At 65.9% G+C, this 21824-nt stretch carries 17 protein-coding genes; 10 read left to right on the plus strand and 7 right to left on the minus strand.

Annotated features, from left to right (window positions below):
* Window positions 1-36 precede the first annotated feature (36 nt).
* Window positions 37-1710, plus strand: a complete 1674-nt coding sequence (gene recN, locus HL666_RS02040; protein ID WP_172179626.1) for a DNA repair protein RecN — start codon at window positions 37-39, stop codon at window positions 1708-1710.
* A 113-nt stretch (window positions 1711-1823) separates the two neighbouring features.
* A complete protein-coding gene (gene ligA / locus HL666_RS02045; RefSeq protein ID WP_172179628.1) occupies window positions 1824-3971 on the plus strand; it encodes an NAD-dependent DNA ligase LigA in 2148 nt (715 codons plus the stop codon).
* Window positions 3972-4166: 195 nt separating this feature from the next.
* On the opposite strand, the gene HL666_RS02050 is transcribed toward ligA, so the two are convergent.
* Both HL666_RS02050 and HL666_RS02055 read right to left on the minus strand, forming a co-directional pair.
* Window positions 4167-5444: a multidrug effflux MFS transporter gene (locus HL666_RS02050; protein ID WP_172131706.1), complete on the minus strand. Its 1278-nt coding sequence runs from the start codon at window positions 5442-5444 to the stop codon at window positions 4167-4169.
* A gap of 113 nt (window positions 5445-5557) precedes the next feature.
* A complete protein-coding gene (locus HL666_RS02055; RefSeq protein WP_172180177.1) occupies window positions 5558-7381 on the minus strand; it encodes an aminopeptidase P family protein in 1824 nt (607 codons plus the stop codon).
* A 235-nt stretch (window positions 7382-7616) separates the two neighbouring features.
* Here HL666_RS02055 and HL666_RS02060 point away from each other — a divergent pair, with 235 nt between their 5' ends.
* Window positions 7617-7799, plus strand: coding sequence for a hypothetical protein (locus HL666_RS02060; protein ID WP_172131707.1), 183 nt, complete (start codon window positions 7617-7619; stop codon window positions 7797-7799).
* 62 nt (window positions 7800-7861) lie between these two features.
* Here HL666_RS02060 and HL666_RS02065 read toward each other — a convergent pair whose 3' ends face one another.
* Entirely contained in the window at window positions 7862-8758 is an 897-nt protein-coding gene (locus tag HL666_RS02065) for a 50S ribosomal protein L11 methyltransferase (RefSeq protein WP_172131708.1), read from the minus strand.
* Between the two features lie 266 nt (window positions 8759-9024).
* Here HL666_RS02065 and HL666_RS02070 point away from each other — a divergent pair, with 266 nt between their 5' ends.
* The gene (locus HL666_RS02070; protein WP_172111026.1) at window positions 9025-9189 is read left to right on the plus strand and encodes a Flp family type IVb pilin; all 165 of its coding nucleotides are present in this window, start codon (window positions 9025-9027) and stop codon (window positions 9187-9189) included.
* 205 nt (window positions 9190-9394) lie between these two features.
* Here HL666_RS02070 and HL666_RS02075 read toward each other — a convergent pair whose 3' ends face one another.
* Window positions 9395-10996: a phytoene desaturase family protein gene (locus HL666_RS02075; protein ID WP_172111025.1), complete on the minus strand. Its 1602-nt coding sequence runs from the start codon at window positions 10994-10996 to the stop codon at window positions 9395-9397.
* Window positions 10997-11207: 211 nt separating this feature from the next.
* Between HL666_RS02075 and HL666_RS02080 the strand changes: the two genes are divergently transcribed.
* From HL666_RS02080 to HL666_RS02095, 4 genes are all read left to right on the plus strand, one after another.
* Window positions 11208-13487 (plus strand): spermidine synthase, encoded by a 2280-nt coding sequence (locus tag HL666_RS02080; protein ID WP_172111024.1) that lies wholly within the window; start codon window positions 11208-11210, stop codon window positions 13485-13487.
* A gap of 495 nt (window positions 13488-13982) precedes the next feature.
* Window positions 13983-14936 carry a sugar-binding protein gene (locus tag HL666_RS02085; protein WP_172111023.1) on the plus strand — a complete coding sequence of 318 codons (954 nt, stop codon included), beginning with the start codon at window positions 13983-13985 and terminating at the stop codon, window positions 14934-14936.
* 13 nt (window positions 14937-14949) lie between these two features.
* The gene (locus HL666_RS02090) at window positions 14950-16452 is read left to right on the plus strand and encodes a sugar ABC transporter ATP-binding protein (protein ID WP_172179630.1); all 1503 of its coding nucleotides are present in this window, start codon (window positions 14950-14952) and stop codon (window positions 16450-16452) included.
* Between the two features lie 11 nt (window positions 16453-16463).
* Window positions 16464-17489, plus strand: a complete 1026-nt coding sequence (locus HL666_RS02095; protein ID WP_172179632.1) for an ABC transporter permease — start codon at window positions 16464-16466, stop codon at window positions 17487-17489.
* Window positions 17490-17540: 51 nt separating this feature from the next.
* On the opposite strand, the gene HL666_RS02100 is transcribed toward HL666_RS02095, so the two are convergent.
* Window positions 17541-18338 carry a L,D-transpeptidase family protein gene (locus tag HL666_RS02100; protein ID WP_172111020.1) on the minus strand — a complete coding sequence of 266 codons (798 nt, stop codon included), beginning with the start codon at window positions 18336-18338 and terminating at the stop codon, window positions 17541-17543.
* 313 nt (window positions 18339-18651) lie between these two features.
* Between HL666_RS02100 and HL666_RS02105 the strand changes: the two genes are divergently transcribed.
* A complete protein-coding gene (locus HL666_RS02105) occupies window positions 18652-19002 on the plus strand; it encodes a hypothetical protein (protein WP_172131709.1) in 351 nt (116 codons plus the stop codon).
* 26 nt (window positions 19003-19028) lie between these two features.
* Here HL666_RS02105 and HL666_RS02110 read toward each other — a convergent pair whose 3' ends face one another.
* Both HL666_RS02110 and HL666_RS02115 read right to left on the minus strand, forming a co-directional pair.
* On the minus strand, window positions 19029-19790 hold the full coding sequence (locus tag HL666_RS02110) for an ABC transporter permease (protein WP_172131710.1): 762 nt from the start codon (window positions 19788-19790) through the stop codon (window positions 19029-19031).
* Window positions 19787-20707 (minus strand): ABC transporter ATP-binding protein, encoded by a 921-nt coding sequence (locus HL666_RS02115; RefSeq protein ID WP_172179634.1) that lies wholly within the window; start codon window positions 20705-20707, stop codon window positions 19787-19789. Before HL666_RS02115 ends, HL666_RS02110 begins: the two co-directional genes overlap by 4 nt.
* Window positions 20708-20999: 292 nt before the next feature.
* On the opposite strand from HL666_RS02115, the gene HL666_RS02120 reads away from it, so the two are divergent.
* Window positions 21000-21731, plus strand: a complete 732-nt coding sequence (locus HL666_RS02120) for a hypothetical protein (RefSeq protein WP_172131712.1) — start codon at window positions 21000-21002, stop codon at window positions 21729-21731.
* Window positions 21732-21824 lie beyond the last annotated feature (93 nt).

Raw genomic sequence — 21824 nt, forward strand, 5'->3', positions numbered from 1 at the left:
GGGGCTTCCCGCCCCCTTACGAAGGACTCTGGCTCCATGCTGGCGCGACTGTCGATCCGTGACATCGTCCTGATCGAACGACTCGATCTCGAGTTTTCCCATGGGCTTGCGGTGCTGACCGGCGAGACCGGCGCCGGCAAGTCGATCCTCCTCGATGCATTCGCGCTCGCCCTCGGCGGCCGCGGCGACGCCAGCCTGGTGCGGCACGGTGCGGAGCAGGGCCAGGTGACGGCGGTGTTCGAGATCGGCAAGGACCATCCGGCGGCCAGGATCCTCGCCGCGAATGGTCTCGATGCCGATGGCGAGATGATCCTGCGCCGCGTTCAATATGGCGATGGCCGCACCCGGGCGTTCATCAACGACCAGTCGGTGAGCGTCCAGACCCTCAAGGCTATCGGTGCGACGCTGGTCGAGATCCATGGTCAGCATGATGAGCGCGCGCTGGTCGATGCCGCCACCCATCGCCGCTTGCTGGATGCCTTCGCGGGCCTGGAGAAGGATGTCGCCGGGGTCGAGTCGCTCTGGGCAGCCCGCCGCACCGCGGTCACGGCGCTCGATCAGCATCGCGCGGGGATGGAGCGCGCGGCTCGCGAGGCTGACTATCTGCGGCACGCCTCCGACGAATTGAAGAAGCTCGCGCCGAAGGATGGTGAGGAGACGCAGCTAGCTGCCCGGCGCACCGCAATGATGCAGGGCGAGAAGATCGCCGGGGATCTGCGTGACGCCCAGGATGCGGTCAGCGGCAACCAGTCGCCGATCGCAGCGCTCGCGGCTGCCGTTCGCCGGCTGGAGCGGCGCGCCGTCAGCTCCCCGGCGCTGGTCGACCCGGCGGTGAGGGCAATGGATGCGGCAATCAATGCGCTCGAGGAAGCTGACCAGCATCTGACGGCCGCGCTCGCGGCGACCGATTTCGATCCGTTGGAGCTGGAACGCATCGAGGAGCGGCTGTTTGCGCTGCGGGCCGCCGCGCGCAAATATTCGACGCCCGTCGACGGTCTGGCCGCGCTGGCGGCCAAATATGCCGCGGACGTCGTGCTGATCGATGCCGGCGCCGAGCAGCTCAAGAAGCTGGAGGCGGCGGCGACCGCCGCCGATGCGCGCTACGCTGCGGCGGCGGCCAAGCTCTCCGCCGCGCGCACCAAGGCCGCGGAGAAGCTGAACCGCGCGGTCCATGCCGAGCTCGGCCCGCTGAAGCTCGAGCGCGCCAAGTTCATGACCCAGGTCGACAGCGATGCCGACGCGCCGGGACCGGAGGGCATCGACCGCGTCGAGTTCTGGGTGCAGACCAATCCGGGCACGCGGCCGGGGCCGATGATGAAGGTCGCCTCGGGCGGCGAGCTGTCGCGGTTCCTGCTGGCGCTCAAGGTCGTGCTGTCCGATCGCGGCTCGGCACCCACGCTGGTGTTCGACGAGATCGACACCGGCGTCGGTGGTGCGGTCGCCGACGCCATCGGTGCCCGGCTGGCGCGGCTCGCACATAGAGTCCAGGTGATGGCGGTCACCCATGCGCCGCAGGTCGCAGCGCGGGCGGACCAGCATCTTTTGATCTCCAAGGACGCGCTCGACCGTGGAAAGCGCGTGGTCACCCGGGTCAACACGCTCGCCACCCTGCACCGCCGCGAGGAGATTGCCCGCATGCTGGCCGGCGCCGAGGTCACCGCCGAAGCCCGCGCCGCCGCCGACCGGCTGCTTGAGGCAGCGGCGGCATAAGTTGAGGGTTCGGGCCGAAGGCTTTTGGCTCCGGCGCCCGCATTGTGTACACCGTCGTCTCGGCGCGGCCTCCGGACCGCTCCCGTTTTGACGAGCAGACAGTACGCAGCAGCATGCCCAAGACAGCCAAATCCAAGCAGCCCGTCGACGTCGCCGACCTCACCAAGGCGCAGGCCAAGGTGGAGTGGAAGCGACTGGCGCTGGAGCTGGAGACCCACGACAGACTCTATTACCAGGACGACGCGCCGAAGATCTCGGACGCTGCCTATGACGAGCTGCGCCGCCGCTTCAACGCCATCGAGGCACGCTTCCCCGAGTTGGTCAGCAGCGAATCTCCATCGCAGAAGGTCGGTGCTGCGCCGTCCGGCCGCTTCAGGAAGGTGCGGCACGCCGTGCCGATGCTGTCGCTCGACAACGCCTTTGCCGAGGAAGACGTACGCGACTTCGCGGGCCGCATCGCACGGTTCCTCAAGCTCGCGGACGATCGCATTGATTTCTCTGCGGAGCCCAAGATCGACGGGCTGTCGATGTCGCTGCGCTACGAAGGCGGCGAGCTGGTCACGGCGGCCACGCGCGGCGACGGCGCCGAAGGCGAGGACGTCACCGCCAACATCCGCACCCTGAAGGACGTGCCGCTGAAGCTGCACGGACGCAATCTGCCCGATGTCTGCGAGGTGCGCGGCGAGGTCTACATGACCAAGCAGGCGTTCCTTGCGCTGAACGAGCGCCAGAAGGAAGCGGGCGACACGATCTTTGCCAACCCGCGCAACTCGGCCGCCGGCTCGCTGCGGCAGAAGGATCCGACCATCACCGCCTCGCGCCCCCTCGGCTTCTTCGCCTATGCCTGGGGCGAGATGAGTGCGATGCCGGCGGAGACGCAGAGCGGCATGATCAAATGGTTCGAGCACTGCGGCTTCACCACCAACCCGCTGACGAAGCTCTGCCACTCGGTCGAGGAGCTGATCGCATTTCATCGCTCTATCGAGGAACAGCGCGCCGAACTCGACTACGATATCGATGGCGTCGTCTACAAGGTCGACCGTATCGATTGGCAAGAGCGGCTCGGCTTCGTGTCGCGCACACCGCGCTGGGGCATCGCGCACAAATTCCCGGCCGAGCGCGCGATGACCGTGCTCAAGGACATCGAGATCCAGGTCGGCCGCACCGGCTCGTTCACGCCGGTCGGAAAGCTGGAGCCGATCGGCGTCGGCGGCGTCATCGTGCAGAATGTCACCCTGCACAACGAGGACTACATCAAGGGCATCGGCAACAAGGGCGAGGTTCTGCGCGAGGGCCGCGACATCCGCATCGGTGACACCGTCGTGATCCAGCGTGCCGGCGACGTCATCCCGCAGGTGGTCGACGTGCTCATCGACAAGCGGCCTGCCGACGCCGAGGAATTCCACTTCCCGAAGACGTGCCCGTGCCCGCTGCACACCGATGTCGTGCGCGAGGAGATTGCGACCGGCGAGGAAGGCTCGCGGGCGCGCTGCACCGGCGAGTTCGCCTGTCCCTACCAGAAGATCGAGCATCTCAAGCTGTTCGCCTCGCGCCGCGCCTTCGACATCGACGGCCTCGGCGAGAAGCAGATCCAGTTCTTCTTCGACCAGGATTGGGTGAAGGAGCCGGCGGACATCTTCACGCTGCAGAAGCGCAACGCCAAGCTCAAGCTGGAGGAGGTCGAGGGCTACGGCGAGACGTCCGTGCGCAACCTGTTCAACGCCATCGATGCGCGGCGCGAGATCGCGCTGGAGCGCTTCATCTTTGCGCTGGGCATGCGCCATGTCGGCGAGACCACGGCGCTGGCGCTGGCGCGCGGCTATGGCTCCTGGGAGGCCTTTCACGAGGCGTGCCTCAAGGTGGCCGCAGGCGATGAGGAGGCGATCGCCGAGATGGATGCGCTCGACCAGATCGGCGATACCGTGATCAAGAGCGTCGCCGCTTATTTCGCTGAGGACCACAACCGCGGCATCGTCGAGCGGCTGACGAAAGAGGTGAAGATCCTCGATGCCGAGAAGCCCAAGCGCAACTCGCCGATCGCGACCAAGACGGTGGTGTTCACAGGCACGTTGGAGAAGATGACGCGCGACGAGGCCAAGGCGACCGCCGAGCGGCTCGGAGCGAAAGTGTCGGGCTCGGTGTCGAAGAAGACAGACTACGTGGTCGCCGGTCCAGGCGCTGGCTCGAAGCTGAAGGATGCACAGAAGCACGGCGTGCAGGTGCTCACCGAGGACGAGTGGCTGCAACTGATCGGGGAGTAGCTGCTTCGCGCTGCCAATCGCCGCAGATGATGTCCGCGACACTCACAACTGTCATCATCCGCGAAGGCGGATGATCCAGTATTCCAGAGGCCGCAGCGGTCCGATCGAGGTCTCTCGGCGTACTGGATGCCCCGCCTGCGCGGGGCATGACAATCTTGGTTGGTGATGCTGCAGGAACGCCACGACGACCTGCCGTCACATCACCCCGGCCTCATCCTCCTCCGCCTGCTCGATCAGCTCCTTTGTCACCGTCAGCGGCGAGCGGGGGACGAGGAAGATCATGCTGCTGGCGCAGGCCAGCGACAACGCCAGCATCGCCGTTGTCAGCGGCAGCGTGGTCGCGTAGTGGCCGCCAAGAAACGCGCCGAGCTGCGAGGTGAGAGCGCCCACGCCCATCTGCAGGAAGCCCATGGCGCCGGAGGCGGTCCCGGCGGCGCCCGGCCGCACGCTGATGGCGCCGGCTGCGGAGTTCGCCATGACGGCGGCATTGGCGAACATCAACAGCATCTGCGTGCCGAACAGCACCGAAGGCACCTGATTGATGCCGAAGATGCTCCAAGCGAAGTTCAGCGCGGCGCTGGTGAGCTGCAGCGCCAGTCCGAACCAGATCAGCCGGTCGAGCGAATGCCGGGGGGCATAGCGCACGCAGAACAGATTGCCGACGAAATACGCGAAGCCGGTGGTCGCGAACCATGCGCCATATTCGGCCGAGGAGCGGCCCATCTGCATCTCGACGACGTAGGGGCCGCCGCCGGCGAAGGCGAAGATGATCTGCGACGCCAGCACCTGGCACAGCATGTAGCCGAGGAAGGCGCGGCTCTTGACGAGAACGGCAACGTCGCGGCGGAAGCTCGCGCCTTCGACACGGGCAGGGCGGGTCTCGGGAAGCCCGAGGGTCACTGCGATCGCGATCATGATCGACAGGGCCGCGACCACGTAGAAGATGGCATGCCAGCCAAACGCGATTTCGATCAGGCCGCCGGTCAGCGGCGACAGCATCTGCGCGATCATCATCACGGCGACGACGAGGCTGATCATCGCGCCGATGCGCTCGCGCGGATAGAGATCGCGAATGATGGCGCGGCTGATCACCATGCCGCTTGCGCCGCCGAGCGCCTGGAAGAAGCGCGCCGCGATCAGCTGCGGCAAGGTGTCGGCGAAGATGCAGCCGAAGCTGGCGACGATCGAGAGCGCGAGGCCCGCGAGCATCACCGGGCGGCGGCCGAAGCGGTCGGACAACGGACCGAGCAGCAGTTGCGAGATGGCGATGCCGATCATGTAGAACGACACCGTCATCTGCACCACGGAGGCGTCGCGCCCAAACGTGGTTGCAAGCAGCGGCAGCGCCGGCACCAGCAGATACAAGGAGATCGGCGCCAGCCCGGTCATGACGACGAGCAGGATCAGCACGGTGCGGGACGGGGCGGCGCGCGGTGGCGCAGCCACGGGCGGTCCGCTGATCATTCCATGCATCGAGAGCGCCGCTCGGATCGTTTCAGACCCGACCGACTGTAGCGACGTCCCGCGTCACGGAAACGCCTGTTTCCGCATATGCCCATGCGGCGAGCGATGGCGCGCCGCCGGGATCAGAGCGGCGCGGTGGCCTGATCCAGCCAGAGCTGGTCGGGTTCGTCGAGCGCGGCGCGCACGGCCTCCCTGACGCGGGCATGATAGGCATCGAGCCAGGCGCGCTCGTCGGCGGTCAGCATGTTCACGTCGATCAGGCGCCGATCGATCGGCGCGAGCGTCAGTGCCTCGAAGCCGTTCATCGGCTTCTCGGCGCCCGCGATGTCCTTCGCTACGACGAGCTCGAGGTTCTCGATGCGGATGCCGAAGGCGTCGGTCTTGTAGTAGCCGGGCTCGTTGGACAGGATCATGCCGCGCTTCAATGGCGTCGTGCCGAGCTTCGAGATCCGGGCCGGTCCCTCGTGCACCGACAGATAGCTGCCGACGCCGTGGCCGGTGCCGTGCTCGAAATCGATCCCGGCCTGCCACAGGAACTGCCGCGCCAGGGTGTCGAGCTGGGCGCCGGTGGTGCCGTCGGGGAACAGCGCGCGCGCGATCGCCAGATGTCCCCTCAGCACGCGGGTGAAGCGGTCGCGCATCTCGTCGGTCGCGGCGCCCACGGCGATCGTTCGGGTGACGTCGGTGGTGCCGTCCTGATATTGCGCGCCGGAATCGATCAGCAGCAGGTCGCCGGGCATGATGCGGCGGTTGCTCTTGCGGGTGACGCGATAGTGTACGATGGCCCCGTTGGGACCTGTGCCCGAGATGGTCGGGAACGAGACGTCCTTCAGCGCGCCGGTGTCGCGGCGGAAGCTTTCCAGCGCCTCGACGGCGTCGATCTCGGTCAAGCTGCCCTTCGGCGCCTCGCGATCGATGTAGGCGAGGAAGCGCGCCAGCGCGACGGCGTCGCGCCGGTGCGCGCGGCGGGTGCCTTCGATCTCGACACCGTTCTTGGCCGCCTTCAGCAGGCTGACCGGATCGGCGCCGCGCACCGGTTTGCCGCCGGCGCCCTGAATCAGCCGCGTCAGCGCGTCTGCCGCCGTCGCGCTGTCGAGCGCGATCGCAGCGCCGGATTGCGCGAGCTCGGTCAGCCGGATCGCCAGCCCGTCCGGCTCGGCCACCTCCGCGCTCTGCTCGAGATGATCGCGCGTCAGGTTCGAGAGCTTGCGAGAATCGATGAAGATCGTCGGCCGTCCGCTCCTGGGGACGACCGCATAGGAGAGCGGCAGCGGTGTATGCGACACGTCGGCGCCGCGGATGTTGAACGTCCAGGCGACGTTGTGGGAATCGGATAGAACCAGCGCCTCGACGCCAAGCCGTTCGATCTCCTTGCGAATGCGGTCGAGCTTCTCAGCCTCGGCCTCGCCCGACAATTCCGCGCCGTGGATTGACACCGCGCCGAGCGGCGGCAGCGGTCGCTCGGTCCAGACGCTGTCGAGCGGATTTGTCTCGACCGGGACCAGCTCTGCGCCCGCCTTGGCACAGGCGGCGGCGAAGCGCTCGGCCGCCGCGGTCGTATGCAGCCACGGATCGAACCCGACGCGGTCGCCGCTCTGCAGATGGCCGGTCAGCCAGTTCTCCGGCGGCGGCTCGATCAGCGATTCGACGGTCCAGGCCTTGCCGTCGACCTGCTTGCCCGCCTGCAGGGTGTAGCGGCCATCGACGAAGATGGCGGCCTGTTGCGGCAGCACGATCGCCAGACCAGCTGAACCGGTGAAGCCGGTCAGCCACGCCAGCCGTTCTTCCGAAGGCGGCACATATTCGTTCTGCTGCTGGTCGGCGCGCGGCACGATGAAGCCGGTGAGCCGGCGCCGGGCCAACTCCTCGCGCAACGCAGCGAGTCGCGCCGTCAGCGCTACACCGGTTTCAGGTTCTTCGAACGTCTGGAACAGGGCTTCGAACATCATTCTCATACTTTAGAATTGGGTGTCGTCTGCGACGAATACTCTCCCAGGGAAAGGTGCAGTGCACGAAGAATCTCCTTGCATTCGCCAGTGCAAAAAGATTTGCTGTCGCATGCCGGTCATCCGAAAGAGATGCGGCGAGGAAACGTGATGGATGTGCCGACCACGATCGTAAAGATCATCCACGGTCGCACAATCCGGGGAGTGCCTCAACTCAATGGCGAGGGGATGCACAATGCCTGCTTTTACCTTCGAGAAACTGTCGGCGCCGACGCCACGCGCACCGGCCTCACCACCTGTCGAGAAGCCGCGCAGCGCGCTGGCCGGTCTCGTCAATCGTCTGGTCGAACCGCGTCTTCGACGTGCGCCTCGTGACCAGTCCGACTCCGGCGCTCAGCCGAACCAGCCGAAGACGTAGCGATCCTCCAAGCCGTCTTCCCTGCCTCGCCTTGTTTCGCCGCCTCGAGGCGATCTGCTCCGTTACTGCCGCTTCTGCAGCAGCAGGCTGCTCCAACCCTCGATTCTCAGATGCCGGACGGGAATCAGACCGCGTGCGCGATAGGCGGCAACGACCGCGCGCGCCTGCGGCGTCAGTAGGCCCGACAGGATCACGAAGGCGCCTCGTGCCAGATGACGCTGCATCGGCGCGGCCAGCTGCCGGAGCGGGTTGGCGAGAATGTTGGCCAGCACCAGGTCGAACGGGCCCCGTTCGGCAAAATCGTCGGCCGCGAAACCGGTGGCGCGGATGACTTGGACCAGGGGGCCTGCGCCGTTGAGCCGGGCATTGTCGCGGGCGACTGCGACCGAGGGGGCATCGATGTCGCTGGCCAGCACCGGCTGGTGAAGCGCCTTCGCGGCGGCGATGGCGAGGACGCCGGTTCCGGTGCCGAGGTCGAGCACACGCCGGGGCGCGCCCCTCTTCAAGACGTGGTCGAGCAGCAGCAGGCAGCCGCGGGTGGTGCCGTGATGGCCCGTGCCGAAGGCGAGCGCCGCCTCGATTTCGATGCCGAGCTTGTTGCCGGGCACGCGCCGGCGATCGTGAGCGCCGTGGACCAGGAAGCGGCCGGCCGGGACCGGAACGAGGTCGTCGAGGCTGGCCTTGACCCAGTCCTTGGCCTCGACAACGTCGAACGTCAGGCTCTGGGCCGTCTCGGCCCCCGCCGCTCCGCCGACGAGCTCGCGCACCAGGGCCTGGTCGGGCGGGTCGGCGAAATGGACCGTGACGTCCCAATGTCCGTCCGGACGCTCGAACGCCGCGACAGCCGCGTCGCCCTCGAAGAACACTTCGGTCAGCACGTCCACCGCCGGCCGCGCCGTCGCTTCGTCCGGAACCGTGAAGGTGGCTTTGTAGGTCGCAGGCGTCGTGGCTGATGTCATTTGGCTCGTCCGGGAACAAATCAACGGTGTGGTTAAGCAATCTCACCGCCGGCGCAAGCTCTTTGGCCGAACCTCGCGGTTTTTGGGCAGCTTCCGGCTGTCGTCGAGGGGCATCTTCCGTGCCTAAAAGTTGCATCGTAATTGGCGTGAAATATCGCAACGAGTTGAGCGAGCCTTGTTAGACCAACCTTAGGTTCTCTCGGCGTAAGGTTCCCGTCATGGGAACCGGAAAAGCCTCGGTTCCTGGGTTGGGAAACGAGGTGAAGATGACGACCATTCTCTTGAAGTTCTTGCGCGATGAGTCCGGTGCAACCGCGATCGAATACGGCTTGATTGCGGCCGGCATTTCCCTCGCGATCATCGCGGCCGTCAACGGCCTGGGCAGCTCCATGAGCAGCAAGTTCGACTCGATCAATTCGTCCTTGAAGTGATCTGCGAAGCGGCGTTCTCGGAGGACCGGGCCTCAGCGCCCGGTTTTTCGTTCGGGGCGCCGAATTCGACAGCTCAGCCACGATCGCTCCACAGCGTTGTGCACAGTCGTCGCGGCGATCCGTCCACCGGCTCACACGCGTCGCTTGCACAGCCTGTCCACGGGGTTACGGGCAAAGCCTTCCACAGTCTGTGCCCGGCTTGTCCTCAGCCGAACAACGCGCGATGATCGGCCAGAATAGCCTGCGCCGCATTATGGCCGGGCGCGCCGGTCACGCCTCCGCCGGGGTGGCTGCCCGAGCCGCAATGGTAGAGGCCCTTCAGCGGCGAGCGATAATCGGCGTGGCCGAGCATCGGGCGGGCCGAGAACAGCTGGTTCAGGGTCAGGGCGCCGTGAAAAATGTCGCCGCCGAGCAGGCCGAATTGACGCTCCAGATCCAGCGGTGACAGCACCTGCCGGCCGATCACGCTGCCGGCGAAGCCGGGCGCGTAGCGGTCGACGGTTGCGATCATGAGATCGGCGACTTCCTCGCGATGATCGTCCCAGGAGCGTCCGTCCGGCAGGTCGGGCGCGACATGCTGGCAGAACAGGCTGGCAACATGCTGCCCCGGCGGGGCGAGCGTCGGATCGAGCGTGGAGGGGATCAGCAGCTCGACCACGGGATCGCAGCTCCAGCCCTGCGCGCGAGCGTCGAGATAGGCCCGGTCCATGTAGCCCAGGCTGGGGGCCAGGATGATGCCGGCGGAGAGATGATCGCCATCGCCCGGCAGCGCGCTGAACGAGGGCAGGCCGCTCAGTGCCACGTTCATGCGGAACGTGCCAGAGCCGTTGCGCCAGGTCCGGATGCGGCTCAGGAACGCCTCCGGCAAGGCGCCTGACGGCACCATCCGCGTATACAACAGCTTGGGATTGACGTTGGCTGCGACATAGCGGGCGCGGAGAGCGCGGCCGTCCTCCAGCACGACGCCTGTGGCGCGGTCGCGTTCGACGATCACCTCGCGCACGCCGCAGTCGACCTCGACGAGTGTTCCCAGCTCCTTCAGGCTGCGCGCCATCGCCTGGGTGATCGCGCCCATGCCGCCGATCGCATGGCCCCAGACGCCCTTCTTGCCGTTCACCTCGCCGAAGGCGTGATGCAGCATCACATAGGCGGAGCCGGCCGCGTAGGGGCTCGCATAATTGCCGACGATGGCGTCGAAGCCGAACAGCGCTTTCACCAGGTCGGCCTCGAAGATCTCCTCGAGCATCTCGCCGGCCGAGCGCGTGAACAGGTCGAGCAGATCGCGCTGCTGCTCCAGCGACAGGGCCCGCAGAGTATTGGCTGTGCCGAGTGCGTTGAAGGCCTCGCGGATCGCCGGCAGCCCGAACTGGGCCACGAGATTCGGCGGCGCCCGCAGCACCAGGCTGCGCAGCACGTCCGCGATCGCTTCCAGCCGGGCTGAGAATGGCCCGATCGCTTCGGCGTCGCGGCTGCTGAGGCGGGCGATCGAGGCCTGCGTGCGGCCCTCGCCGGTCAGCAGATAGCGGCCATCGGGCGACGGCAGAAAATTCTGCGCCCGCCGCTCGACGATCTCGAGGCCATGCTGATGCAGTTTCAGGTCGGCGATGACGCGCGGATTGAGCAGGCTCACCGTGTAGGAGGCGACGGAGTTGCGGAAGCCGGGATGAAATTCCTCGGTCACGGCCGCACCGCCGACCACCTTGCGACGCTCGACCACATGCACGCGCAGTCCCGCCATGGCAAGATAGGCCGCACAGGTCAGGCCGTTATGGCCCGCGCCGATGATGATCACGTCGGTTTCGTTCATGTGCGCTTCAAAAAGCCCTGATTAATGACCGACAGGAGTCCGTCCTTTCGGGAACCGTCGAGACGTGCTGTCGCCCCGGATCGGCGCCGCGTCAAGGGGAACTCGGTTTTGCCCCAGCTGCTCGCCATACCGCCTCTCGATCCGCTATGTCTCGTCTGCGCGTCGTGGTCTGGCCCCGCACCTGATTGACGGCCGCGCTGCTGGAGTTGCCATGACCTCAATCGCCTCGTCCGCCGCCGTCGCTCATCCCTCCGCTGCGCGCAACCGGCTGGTCCTCGTCGTCTATACCGCCGCGATCTTCGTCAGCGCGCTGTTGCTGTTCTCGGTGCAGCCGCTGTTCACCAAGATGGTGCTGCCGCGGCTCGGCGGCTCGCCGGCGGTCTGGTCGGTGGCGATGGTGTTCTTCCAGGCGCTGCTGCTCGCCGGCTACGCCTATGCGCATTTCCTCACGCAATTGCGCAGCCGCGTGCTCCCGGTAGCCATCCATCTGCTGCTGCTCGGCTTCGCGCTTTTGAGTTTGCCGCTGTCGATCGCGGGGCATTGGGGCGATCCGCCGACCTCGGGCTATGCGCTCTGGCTGCTCGGCCTGTTCGCGGCCTCGATCGGCCTGCCGTTCTTCGCGCTCGCCGCCAACAATCCGCTGTTGCAGGCCTGGTTCGTGCGAACGGGCCATCCGGCGGGGCCCGATCCATACTTCCTCTATGCTTCGTCGAACATCGGCAGCTTTCTCGCGCTGCTGTCCTATCCTTTGCTGATCGAGCCCATCTTCAGCCTGCGCATGCAGAACCTGATCTGGACCGGCGGCTATGGCGTGCTGATCGCGCTGATCGCAGGCTGCGGCGTGCTGCTGTTGCGCTCGCCCGTCACGGTGGCGAGCCTGCTGCAGAGCGACGTGAGCGACGCGCCTGCGCCCCGCTGGCTGCTGCGCCTGCGTTGGATCTTCCTCGCAGCCGTGCCCTCGGGCCTGCTGATCGCCGTGACCGCGCACATCTCCACGGACGTCGCGGCCGCGCCGCTGCTTTGGGTGCTGCCGCTGTCGCTCTATCTGCTCACCTGGGTGCTGGTGTTTCAGTCGCGGCCGCTGCTGCCGCACAAATGGATGCTGGCGCTGCAACCGCTCGCGATCGCCGGTGTCGTCGTGCTCCTGGCCTTCGGCGGCGAGCAGAACCTCGCGCTCACTTTGGGTGGTCACCAGCTCTGCTTCTTCGTGATCGCGATGGCCTGTCATGGCGAACTGGCCCGCACGCGGCCGGCCGCGAAATATCTCACCGGCTTCTACGTCGCGCTGTCGTTCGGCGGCATGGTCGGCGGCCTGTTCGCGGGCCTGATCGCGCCCTACGCCTTTTCATGGGTCGCCGAATATCCGATCCTGCTGGCGACGGCGGCGCTGTGCCGCCCGGCGGCCACCGAGCGTTTGCCGAAGATCACGCGCTGGTACTGGATCGCGCTGGCCGCGATCGCGATCGCGCTGCTGGTGCCGGCCGGCTTGACCGGCAAGGTCACGACCTATCTCGAGGACCATCGCGTCTACGTCGCCGGCGCAGTCGGCGCGCTCGCGGCACTGCTCGCGCTGCTGCTCAACGGCGGCCGCTGGAAGGTGTTTGCGACCGCCGCGCTCGCGCTGGTCCTGATCCGCGCCTATCCGGCCGATGACGGCCGCGTCGAGACGGTGCGCAGCTTCTTCGGCGTGCACAAGATCGTCGTGACCTCGGATGGCCACTACCACGTGCTGATGCACGGCACGACGATCCATGGTGCTCAGAAATATCTCAACGCCGACGGCTCCAAAGTCACCGGACGTCCCGAGCCGATCACCTACTACCACAAGGACGGCGGCATCGGCCGCGCCATCACCGCGATCCGCGAGCGCAAGGGCGCGCCACTGAAGGTCGCCGTGATCGGCGTCGGTGCGGGCACGCTGACTTGTGCTGCCGAGCCGGGCGAAGATTGGAAATACTTCGAGATCGACCAGACCATGGTCGATACCGCCAGTGACCCGAAATACTTCAGCTACATCAGGAATTGCGCGCCAGACATCAAGCCAGTCATCGGCGACGCCCGGCTGACCTTCGCTAAGGAGCCCGACGGCGTCTACGACCTCATCATCGTCGACGCCTATTCGTCCGATGCGATCCCGATCCATCTCGCCACCGAGGAGGCGATGGCGATCTACAAGGCCAAGCTGGCGCCGCAGGGCGCGGTCGTTATGCACGTCTCCAACCGCCACCTCGAACTCGAGAGCGTCGTCGTCGGCATCGCCGACGCCAACGACCTGAAGAGCTGGGTCTACAACGAGGACTCCGGGCGCGACGACGAGTACATCTTCTCCACCGACGTCGTCATCAGCGCCCGCGACGACGCCGACGTCGGCAAGATCGCGTCGTCGAACAAATGGACCGAGACCGACCCGACCGAGGGCGAGCGGGTATGGACGGACGATTATTCCAATATTCTCGGCGCCGTGTATCGGCGGCTGCGCGACGGTGAATAGCGTAAGCGCGACGGCTGCTCGCCCGCGAGGCCCTTCCCGTCGACGAGGCGCCGGCGTCACGCGCGATGATAAGAGGTGCGCACCTCGCAGCGCCCCTTCGTTTCGGTTGCATTGCAGTGGCAGTTCGCCATGCCGATCGCTGGGCGTGTGCACGTATTGCGCCGCAAAACGCTTAAATATTCGTCTTCCTTCCGGCTTTGTTGCGTGGCGGCCCTGATCATGCTACCTGAGGTGCGTGCCTCATATGTTGCCCCCGATTGCGATGCTTTTCGAAGGGCCAGCAGCTGGCATGCACGGGCGATCTTAGATTCAAATCTCCACGACCCCATGGGCTGATGCCGCTGTGCCAGCGGGAATGAGCACGTCGGGCTGCCGAGATCGAGCTGAGCTCTCTGCCCGACCGAGGGAAGCTTTCCTCTCGGCCCTATGAGTTCTTGTGGCGACTACAAAGCGCCGGCCGCATCAAGCAGGTCGGCTTCACATGGGAGGGGTTCGATGAAGCGTCTTTGGATGGCTGGTGCGTCTGCGTTGTTGGCGATGGCGCTTGGTGTGGGCTCGGCCGGAGCGGCAGACAAGAAGGTGCTGGCCTTCGTGGTCAACGGCGCGTCCGACTTCTGGAAGATCGCCGAGGCCGGCGTGAAGAAGGCGCAGGGCGAGCTGCCCGATTACAGCCTGCAGCTCAAATATCCGGAGCAGGCGGCCGCCGCCGTGCAACAGCGGATGCTGGATGACCTCGTCGCGGCGGGGGCAGCCGGAATCATGGTGAGCGCGGTCGATCCGAAGAACCAGACGGAGCACCTCAACAAGATCGCCGGGCAGACGGTGCTCTTCACCACCGACAGCGACGCTCCGCAATCGAAGCGCATCGCCTATATCGGCTCCTCCAACACCGAGCTTGGCAAGGACGCCGGCAAGCTGATGCTGAAGGCGCTGCCGAATGGCGGCAAATGCGTCGGCTTCGTCGGCCTGCTCGGCGCCGACAACGCGCGCGAGCGCATCGAGGGCGTGAAGGAGACGATCAAGGGCTCGAAGGTCGAACTGGTCGACGTCCGCGGCGACGAGATCGATCAGACCCGCGCCAAGCGCAACGTCGAGGATATTCTCGCGGCGATGCCCGATGTGAGCTGCCTGGTCGGCTTCTACTCCTACAACACCCCGCGCATCTACGAAGTGCTGAAGGAGGCCGGCAAGCTCGGCAAGATCAAGATCATCGGCTTCGACGAGGATCCGATCACCCTCGGCGGCGTCAAGGACGGCGCGATCGAGGGCACGGTCGTGCAGCAGCCGTTCGAATGGGGCTATCAGGGCATGAAGCTGATGGCGAAGGTCGTACAGGGCGACAAGTCCGGCGTTCCGGCGGGCGGCATCATCATCGTGCCCGGCAAGGTGATCGAGAAATCGAACGTCGACGACTTCATGTCGCAGATGAAGACGATGCTGAAGAAGTGATGCGACGGCTGGCGTGCGCGAGCCCTTCCTCGAGCTGATCGACATCGGCAAGACCTATCCTGGCGTGGTCGCGCTCGACCACGTCAGCCTGTCGGTCGCGCCCGGCGAGGTGATCGCCCTGCTCGGTGAGAACGGCGCCGGCAAGTCGACCCTGATGCGCGTGCTCGGCGGCGTGGTCGCGCCGAGCAGCGGCACGGTCCGGATCGATGGCGCCGATCGGACCGGCTATACCGTGACGGATGCGATTGCGGCCGGCATCGCCTTCGTGCACCAGGAACTGAACCTGTTCGACAATCTCGATGTCGCCGGCAACGTGTTCATCGGCCGCGAGCCGGTCTTTGGCGGCCCGTTGCGGCTGATCGACCGCGCTACGCTGCGCGCCAAGGTGCGGCCGCTGATCGCGCGGCTCGCGGCCGATTTCGCGCCGGACACGCCGCTCGCGGAGCTGTCGCTCGCGCAGCGCCAACTGGTCGAGATCATCAAGGCGCTGTCGCTCAACGCGCGCTGCGTCATCATGGACGAGCCGACCTCGAGCCTGACCCTGTCGGAGACCGAGCGGCTGATGCAGGTGATCGCCGGGCTGAAGGCCGACGGCGTCAGCGTCATCTTCATCACCCACCGCCTGAACGAGGTGGTGCAATGTGCGGATCGTGCCGTCGTGCTGCGCGACGGCCGCACCGTGGGCACGCTGACGCGCGGCGAGCTCAATCCGGCAGCGATGATCCGGCTGATGATCGGCCGGGATCTGCGGTCGCTCTATGTGCCGCCGGCCGCGCCGCCCGGCAACATAGTCCTCGACGTCGTCGATGCCATCACATCCACCTATCCCAGCCGTGCGGTGAGCCTGCAGCTGCGGCGCGGCGAGATCCTCGGTCTCGCCGGGCTCGTCGGCTCCGGACGGACCGAGCTTGCCCGCGCCATCTTCGGCGTCGAACCCTTGCTGGCCGGCGGCATCAGTCTCGATGGCGAGCCCGTCCGCATCTCGACGCCGCGCGCGGCGATCGACCGGGGGATCTACCTCATTCCGGAAGACCGCAAAGGCTGCGGCCTGCTGCTCGACTTTCCAATCGCCGAGAATATCTCCCTGCCGGATCTCGCATCCTATGCAAGCCTTGGATTGGTGGACAGGTCTCGCGAGACCGACAACGCCGACCGCCAGCGCGAACGCCTCAAGATCCGGGCCACCGACGTCAAGATGCAGGTCGGAACACTATCCGGCGGCAACCAGCAGAAGGTCGTGCTGGCCAAATGGCTGTCGATGCGCCCGAAGGTCCTGATCTTCGACGAACCGACCCGCGGCATCGATGTCGGCGCCAAGCAGGAGATCTACGATATGCTGCGGCGGCTGGCCGACGCGGGCGTCGCGATATTGATGATATCGAGCGACATGGAAGAGGTGATCGGGGTCAGCGACCGCATCGCGGTGATGCACGAGGGCCGGATCTCCGGTTTCCTGGCGCGCAGCGAGTTTAGCGAGCACAACGTGCTCCAGCTTGCCGTCGGCCATAGCATCTGAGAGGGGCGAACGTGCAAAAGAAAGATCTCAGCCTGCTGATCCTGATCCTGGTGGTCGGCGCGGTCGTGGCCTTCATCAATCCGCGCTTCCTGCTGGTCGGCAATCTCTCCAACACCGCCAACCAGGTCGGCATGTTCGGCATCTTCTCGATCGCGGAGGCCTTCGTCATCATCGTGGGCGGCATCGAGCTCGCGGTCGGATCGGTGATCGCGCTGCTCGGCGTGCTGTTCATCGACCTGATCGTCAATCGCGACGTCGACTGGATCCTGGCCTTCTTCCTCATCATCGCCGGCGGCGTCGCCATCGGCACGATGCACGGCGTGCTCACCACCAAGATGCGCATCCAGCCTTTCGTGGTGACGTTGTGCGGGCTTCTGATCTACCGCGGCGCTGCGCGCTACTATACCGAGGATGCGACCGCCGGCTTCGGCTATGGCGCGAGCTTTCCGATGCTGGAATGGCTCGCGGCGGGCCGCACCAACGTGCTTGGCTTTCCGCTGCCGCACAGTGTCGTCGCGCTGGTGATCGTGGCCGGCATCGCCTGGTTGGTGCTGCACCGTTCGGTGTATGGCCGCTACTTCTACGCCGTCGGCAAGAACGAGGAAGCGGCGCGCTATTCCGGCATCCGCTCCGATCGCGTCACGATATCAGCCTATGTGATCTGCGGCGGATTGACCGCGCTATCCGCGGTGCTGATCGCGATGTACACCCGCTCGATTTCGCCGGCGGTGCACGGCTCGTTCTATGAGCTCTACGCGATCGCCGCGGCGGTGCTCGGCGGCTGCTCGCTGCGCGGCGGCGAGGGCTCGATCATCGGCGTCGTGCTCGGCACGATTCTGCTGCAGGTGCTGCAGAATCTGGTCAACCTGCTGGGGATCCCGAGCTCGCTGAATTTCGCCGTGATGGGCACCGTGATCCTGATCGGCGTGCTGGCGGACCAGTACTTCGTGCAGCGCCGCAAGCGAGCGCCGTCCGCTCGCGGGCAGGCTGCCGCCGAGCCCGCGCCCGCGTCGCTGGAGCGCGTCAACGCGGAATAGGGGACCAACGGAGCCGGGCGCTGAAGCGGCCGGCTCCGCCGATCGGCCGGATCAGTCCTGATAGGTGTAGTAGCCGCCGCGCGGCTGATAATACGAGCGCGGCTGGTAGTAGCGCGGCTGCGCATAGCTTGGATTGCCGTTGTCGTAATAATACGACCGGTCCTGCTGCTGCGGATAGGCTTGCGCGTCGTAGACGCGGCGGCTGGTGCCGCGCGGGGCAGGATAGCGGACGCCGTTGTCGCTGCCGTCGGCCGGATAGATGTAGCCATCATCCGGGCGCTGCTGCGGAACGACCTGGCGACCCGGCAGCAATTGTGGCTGCGGAGTGAGCACCACCGGTTCGCCGCTGTCGTCATATTGCGGCTGGACGTCGCGCCGGGCGACGGCGGTGCCGCGGCGCGGATTGCGCGCCATCGCCACTTCGGCCGATCCCGTCAGGGTCACCGTGGTGTTGAGGACGCCATCCTTTTGCACGAGCGCGTAGAGCGTTGCGGCATTGGCCTTCGACAGCCGGACGCAGCCATGCGAGGCGGGAGTGCCGAGCCGGCCTTCCGAATCCGTGCCGTGAATGGCATGTCCGGCCTTGGTGAAGAAGATCGAGTTCGGCATCGGCGCGTCGTCGAATTCCTTCGAATAGTGGTCGGCCTCCATGCGGAATGCGCGGAAGGTGCCGTTCGGCGTCTCGCGCGAGGGAATGCCGCTCGACACCGGCCAGCGGTAGCGTTCGACGCCATCGACCGCCACGGTCATGATCTGGTTGTTCTTGTCGACGGTGATGTCGATCTTGGCGAGCGCCGGCGTGGCAAACAACAAGGCGAAGCCGGCAACCGCAAAAAGAATGGTACGCATGTAACCTCTGGCCTCCAGGCCCTCGACTTTGCCGAGACCTTCGAACGGGATTTCAGTGAACGCCGCGGATCATCGTCTCGGCCTGCAATATGTCGGAAATCCGGGCTTTGTTCCAGCTGAGGGCGACCTCAACCTTAATAGGCGGAGCGCGCCGGGCAAAGGCTCGGGCGCGTTCTCCGGCGCTGACATTTCCGCGACCGGCTGCGGCCATTGTTTAGGAAGCCCTCTAATCCGGCCATTTCGTCACGCGCGCGCAACTTTTCGGCCGCATCCGCGTTTCAAGCATTCCTCCATGCGGTTCCCAGGATTCAAAATGCTCACGATGAAGGCCAAGACGGCGGTGCTCGACGACCGGGCTCCGCAGAAGCTGACCTATCTGCTCGCCGCACTCGCGCTGTTCATCTTGGCGCTCGCCTGGCTGGCGCTCCCGCAGTTTGCCCATGCCCAAGGCATCATCCGTGGCGCGCACGAGGGTGCGCACGAAGGTAACCGCATCGCCGGGCCGGTGGGGGGCGTCGTCGGAGGCGCTGTCGGCGCGGGCGTCGGCGGCGCGGTTGGAGCCGTCGAGGGCGTGCTCGGCATCCCGCATCGCTCCTACTACCACCGCCATTATCACTGCCGCGGCTATCGCGACGGCTATGGCCGCTTCCACTGCTACCGCTGATGAACGCCGGCTGAAGCGGCACCGGCTCAGCGCTTGAGCCGGTAGCCCGTCTTGAAGATCCACCAGATGATGGTCATGCAGATCGCGAGAAACGCCAGCGTCATGGCGACACTGATCTCGACCCTGACGTCGGCGATCTCGTAGAAGCTCCAGCGAAAGCCCGAGATCAGGTACACGACCGGATTGAGCAGCGCGATCGAGTGCCACGCCGGCGGCAGCATGTTGACCGAGTAGAAGCTGCCGCCGAGGAAGGTCAGCGGCGTCACCACCAGCATCGGGATCATCTGCAGCTTCTCGAAGCCGTCGGCCCAGATGCCGATGATGAAGCCGAACAGGCTGAAGGTCACCGCCGTCAGCACCAGGAACGACAGCATCCACACCGGGTGCTGGATGTGCAGCGGCACGAACAGGCCGGCGGTGGCGAGGATGATCAGCCCGAGGATGATCGATTTCGTCGCGGCTGCCCCGACATAGCCGAGCACGATCTCGACATGCGAGATCGGCGCCGAGAGGATCTCGTAGATCGTGCCGATGAATTTCGGAAAATAGATCCCGAACGAGGCGTTGGCGATGCTCTGCGTCAGCACCGACAGCATGACGAGGCCGGGCACGATGAAGGTGCCGTAGCTCACGCCCTGCACCTCGCTGATGCGCGAGCCGATCGCGGCGCCGAAAACGACGAAATAGAGCGAGGTCGACACCACGGGCGACACGATGCTTTGCAGCAGCGTGCGCCAGGTGCGCGCCATCTCGAATTTGTAGATTGCGGCGACTGCGCGAAAATTCATTGCCGCACCAGGCTCACGAAGATGTCTTCCAGGGATGATTGCTTGGTCTCGAGATCGACGAAGCGGATGCCGGCCGTCCTGAGGTCGCCGAGCAGGCTTGTGATGCCGGTGCGCTCGCCCTTGGTGTCGTAATCATAAGCGAGCTTCCAGCCGTCGTCCGACAGAGCGAGCTGATACGGCGCGAGCGCCTCCGGAACGGCGTCGATCCGCTGCTGCAGGTGCAGGCTGAGCCGCTTGCGGCCGAGCTTCTGCATCAGCTGGGCCTTGTGCTCCACCAGCACGATCTCGCCCTTGTTGATCACGCCGACGCGGTCGGCCATCTCCTCGGCCTCCTCGATGTAGTGCGTGGTGAGAATGATCGTGACGCCGGCGGCCTTGAGCTCGCGCACGACGTCCCACATGCCCTTGCGCAGCTCGACGTCGACGCCGGCGGTCGGCTCGTCCAGGAACAGCACCTGCGGCTCGTGCGACAGCGCTTTCGCAATCATCACGCGGCGCTTCATGCCGCCGGACAGCGTGATGATCTTGGCGTCCTTCTTGTCCCAGAGCGAGAGATCCTTGAGGATCTTCTCGATGAGGGCGGGGTTCTTCGGCTTGCCGAACAATCCGCGGCTGAAGCTGACGGTCGCCCAGACGCTCTCGAACGAATCGGTGTGCAGCTCCTGCGGAACGAGGCCGATCATGGCCCGTGCGGCGCGATAGTCGCCGTCGATGTCATGACCGCCGACCGCGACCTTGCCCGAGGACGCGTTGACGATGCCGCAGATGATGCTGATCAGCGTGGTCTTGCCGGCGCCGTTCGGGCCGAGCAGCGCAAAGATCTCGCCGCGCTCGATCGAAAGGTCGATGTTGTTCAGCGATGTGAAGCCCGACGCATAGGTCTTCGACAGGCCGGAAACGGAAATGACGGGAGCCATCACGAGGGGATTCGATCAGAGGAGGATGGGATGCGATTCGAAAGCTGCGCGTTCAACAGGCACAGCAGCCGGAGAGAGGGCTCAGATAGGAACGGCCCGATGCTCCTGCAATCGCACGACCCCTCCCGATCGTGTCGCTTGTTGGGCTTTTTCGTGGCTCGTTTGGCCAAGTGTTGCCGCGTGGCAACGTCCCGGGCATGAACGCATCTCGGACTGTCCGGCGATGTTGCGTCCGCGAGCATCTTGGGTACGGTTCGCGCCGTCTCGACGTTTCCGCCGCGGAGAAGGACCGATGACGCCATCGACCAGCACCATTCGAACCCTCACAACGCGCATCGTCTCGGCGCGTCGGTTGAGCATGGTCGCACTGGCCTTGGCGCTCGTTCTGCCGCTCGGGACCGGATCGGTCCGCGCGGCGCCGAGCCCGGCGGCCGCCAGCGCCGCCAGCACCACGCATGTGTATCTCCTGCGCGGGGTGCTCAACATCTTCTCGCTCGGCCTCGACGACATCGCCGCCAAGCTGGATTCGCAGGGCATCCCGAACACGGTCGCCAATTTCGTGTCGTGGTCGTCGCTGGCGGACGAGGCCGCGGCCGCCTATCGCGCCGGCCGCATCAAGACCATCATCCTGGTTGGCCATTCCTCCGGCGCGACCGCGCTGCCCGACATGATCAACAAGCTCGGCCAGCTCGGCGTCCCCGTGAAGCTCGCGATCGGTCTCGACTCGGTGTTCAAGACCAAGCTCGTGGGCGGCAATGCCGAGCGCTACATCAACTTCTACATTGCCAGCGGCAACGGCGAGCCGGTCCGCCGCGCCGACGGCTTCCGCGGCAAGCTCGAGAATGTCGACGTGGCAGCGGTGCCGGGCGTCGGCCACATCACCATCGAGAAGAACCAGATCATGCAGCAGAAGGTGATCGGGGCGATCGACTCGGTCGTGTTCGGCGGCAAGGGCCGGCCGGCTGCACCGCCGACCCGCATGGCGGCTCCGCAGCGCGCCGCCAACGTCACCGGCTACCGGTAATCGGCGGCCGCGCCATCGCGCGCGCGCCCCAAAATGCTCCCATTCGGCGCCGACAAGCGGTATGGCAGGGCCACATGACCCTGTCCGATTTCA

It is taken from the genome of Bradyrhizobium aeschynomenes (assembly GCF_013178945.1).
Classification (GTDB): Bacteria; Pseudomonadota; Alphaproteobacteria; order Rhizobiales; family Xanthobacteraceae; genus Bradyrhizobium; species Bradyrhizobium aeschynomenes.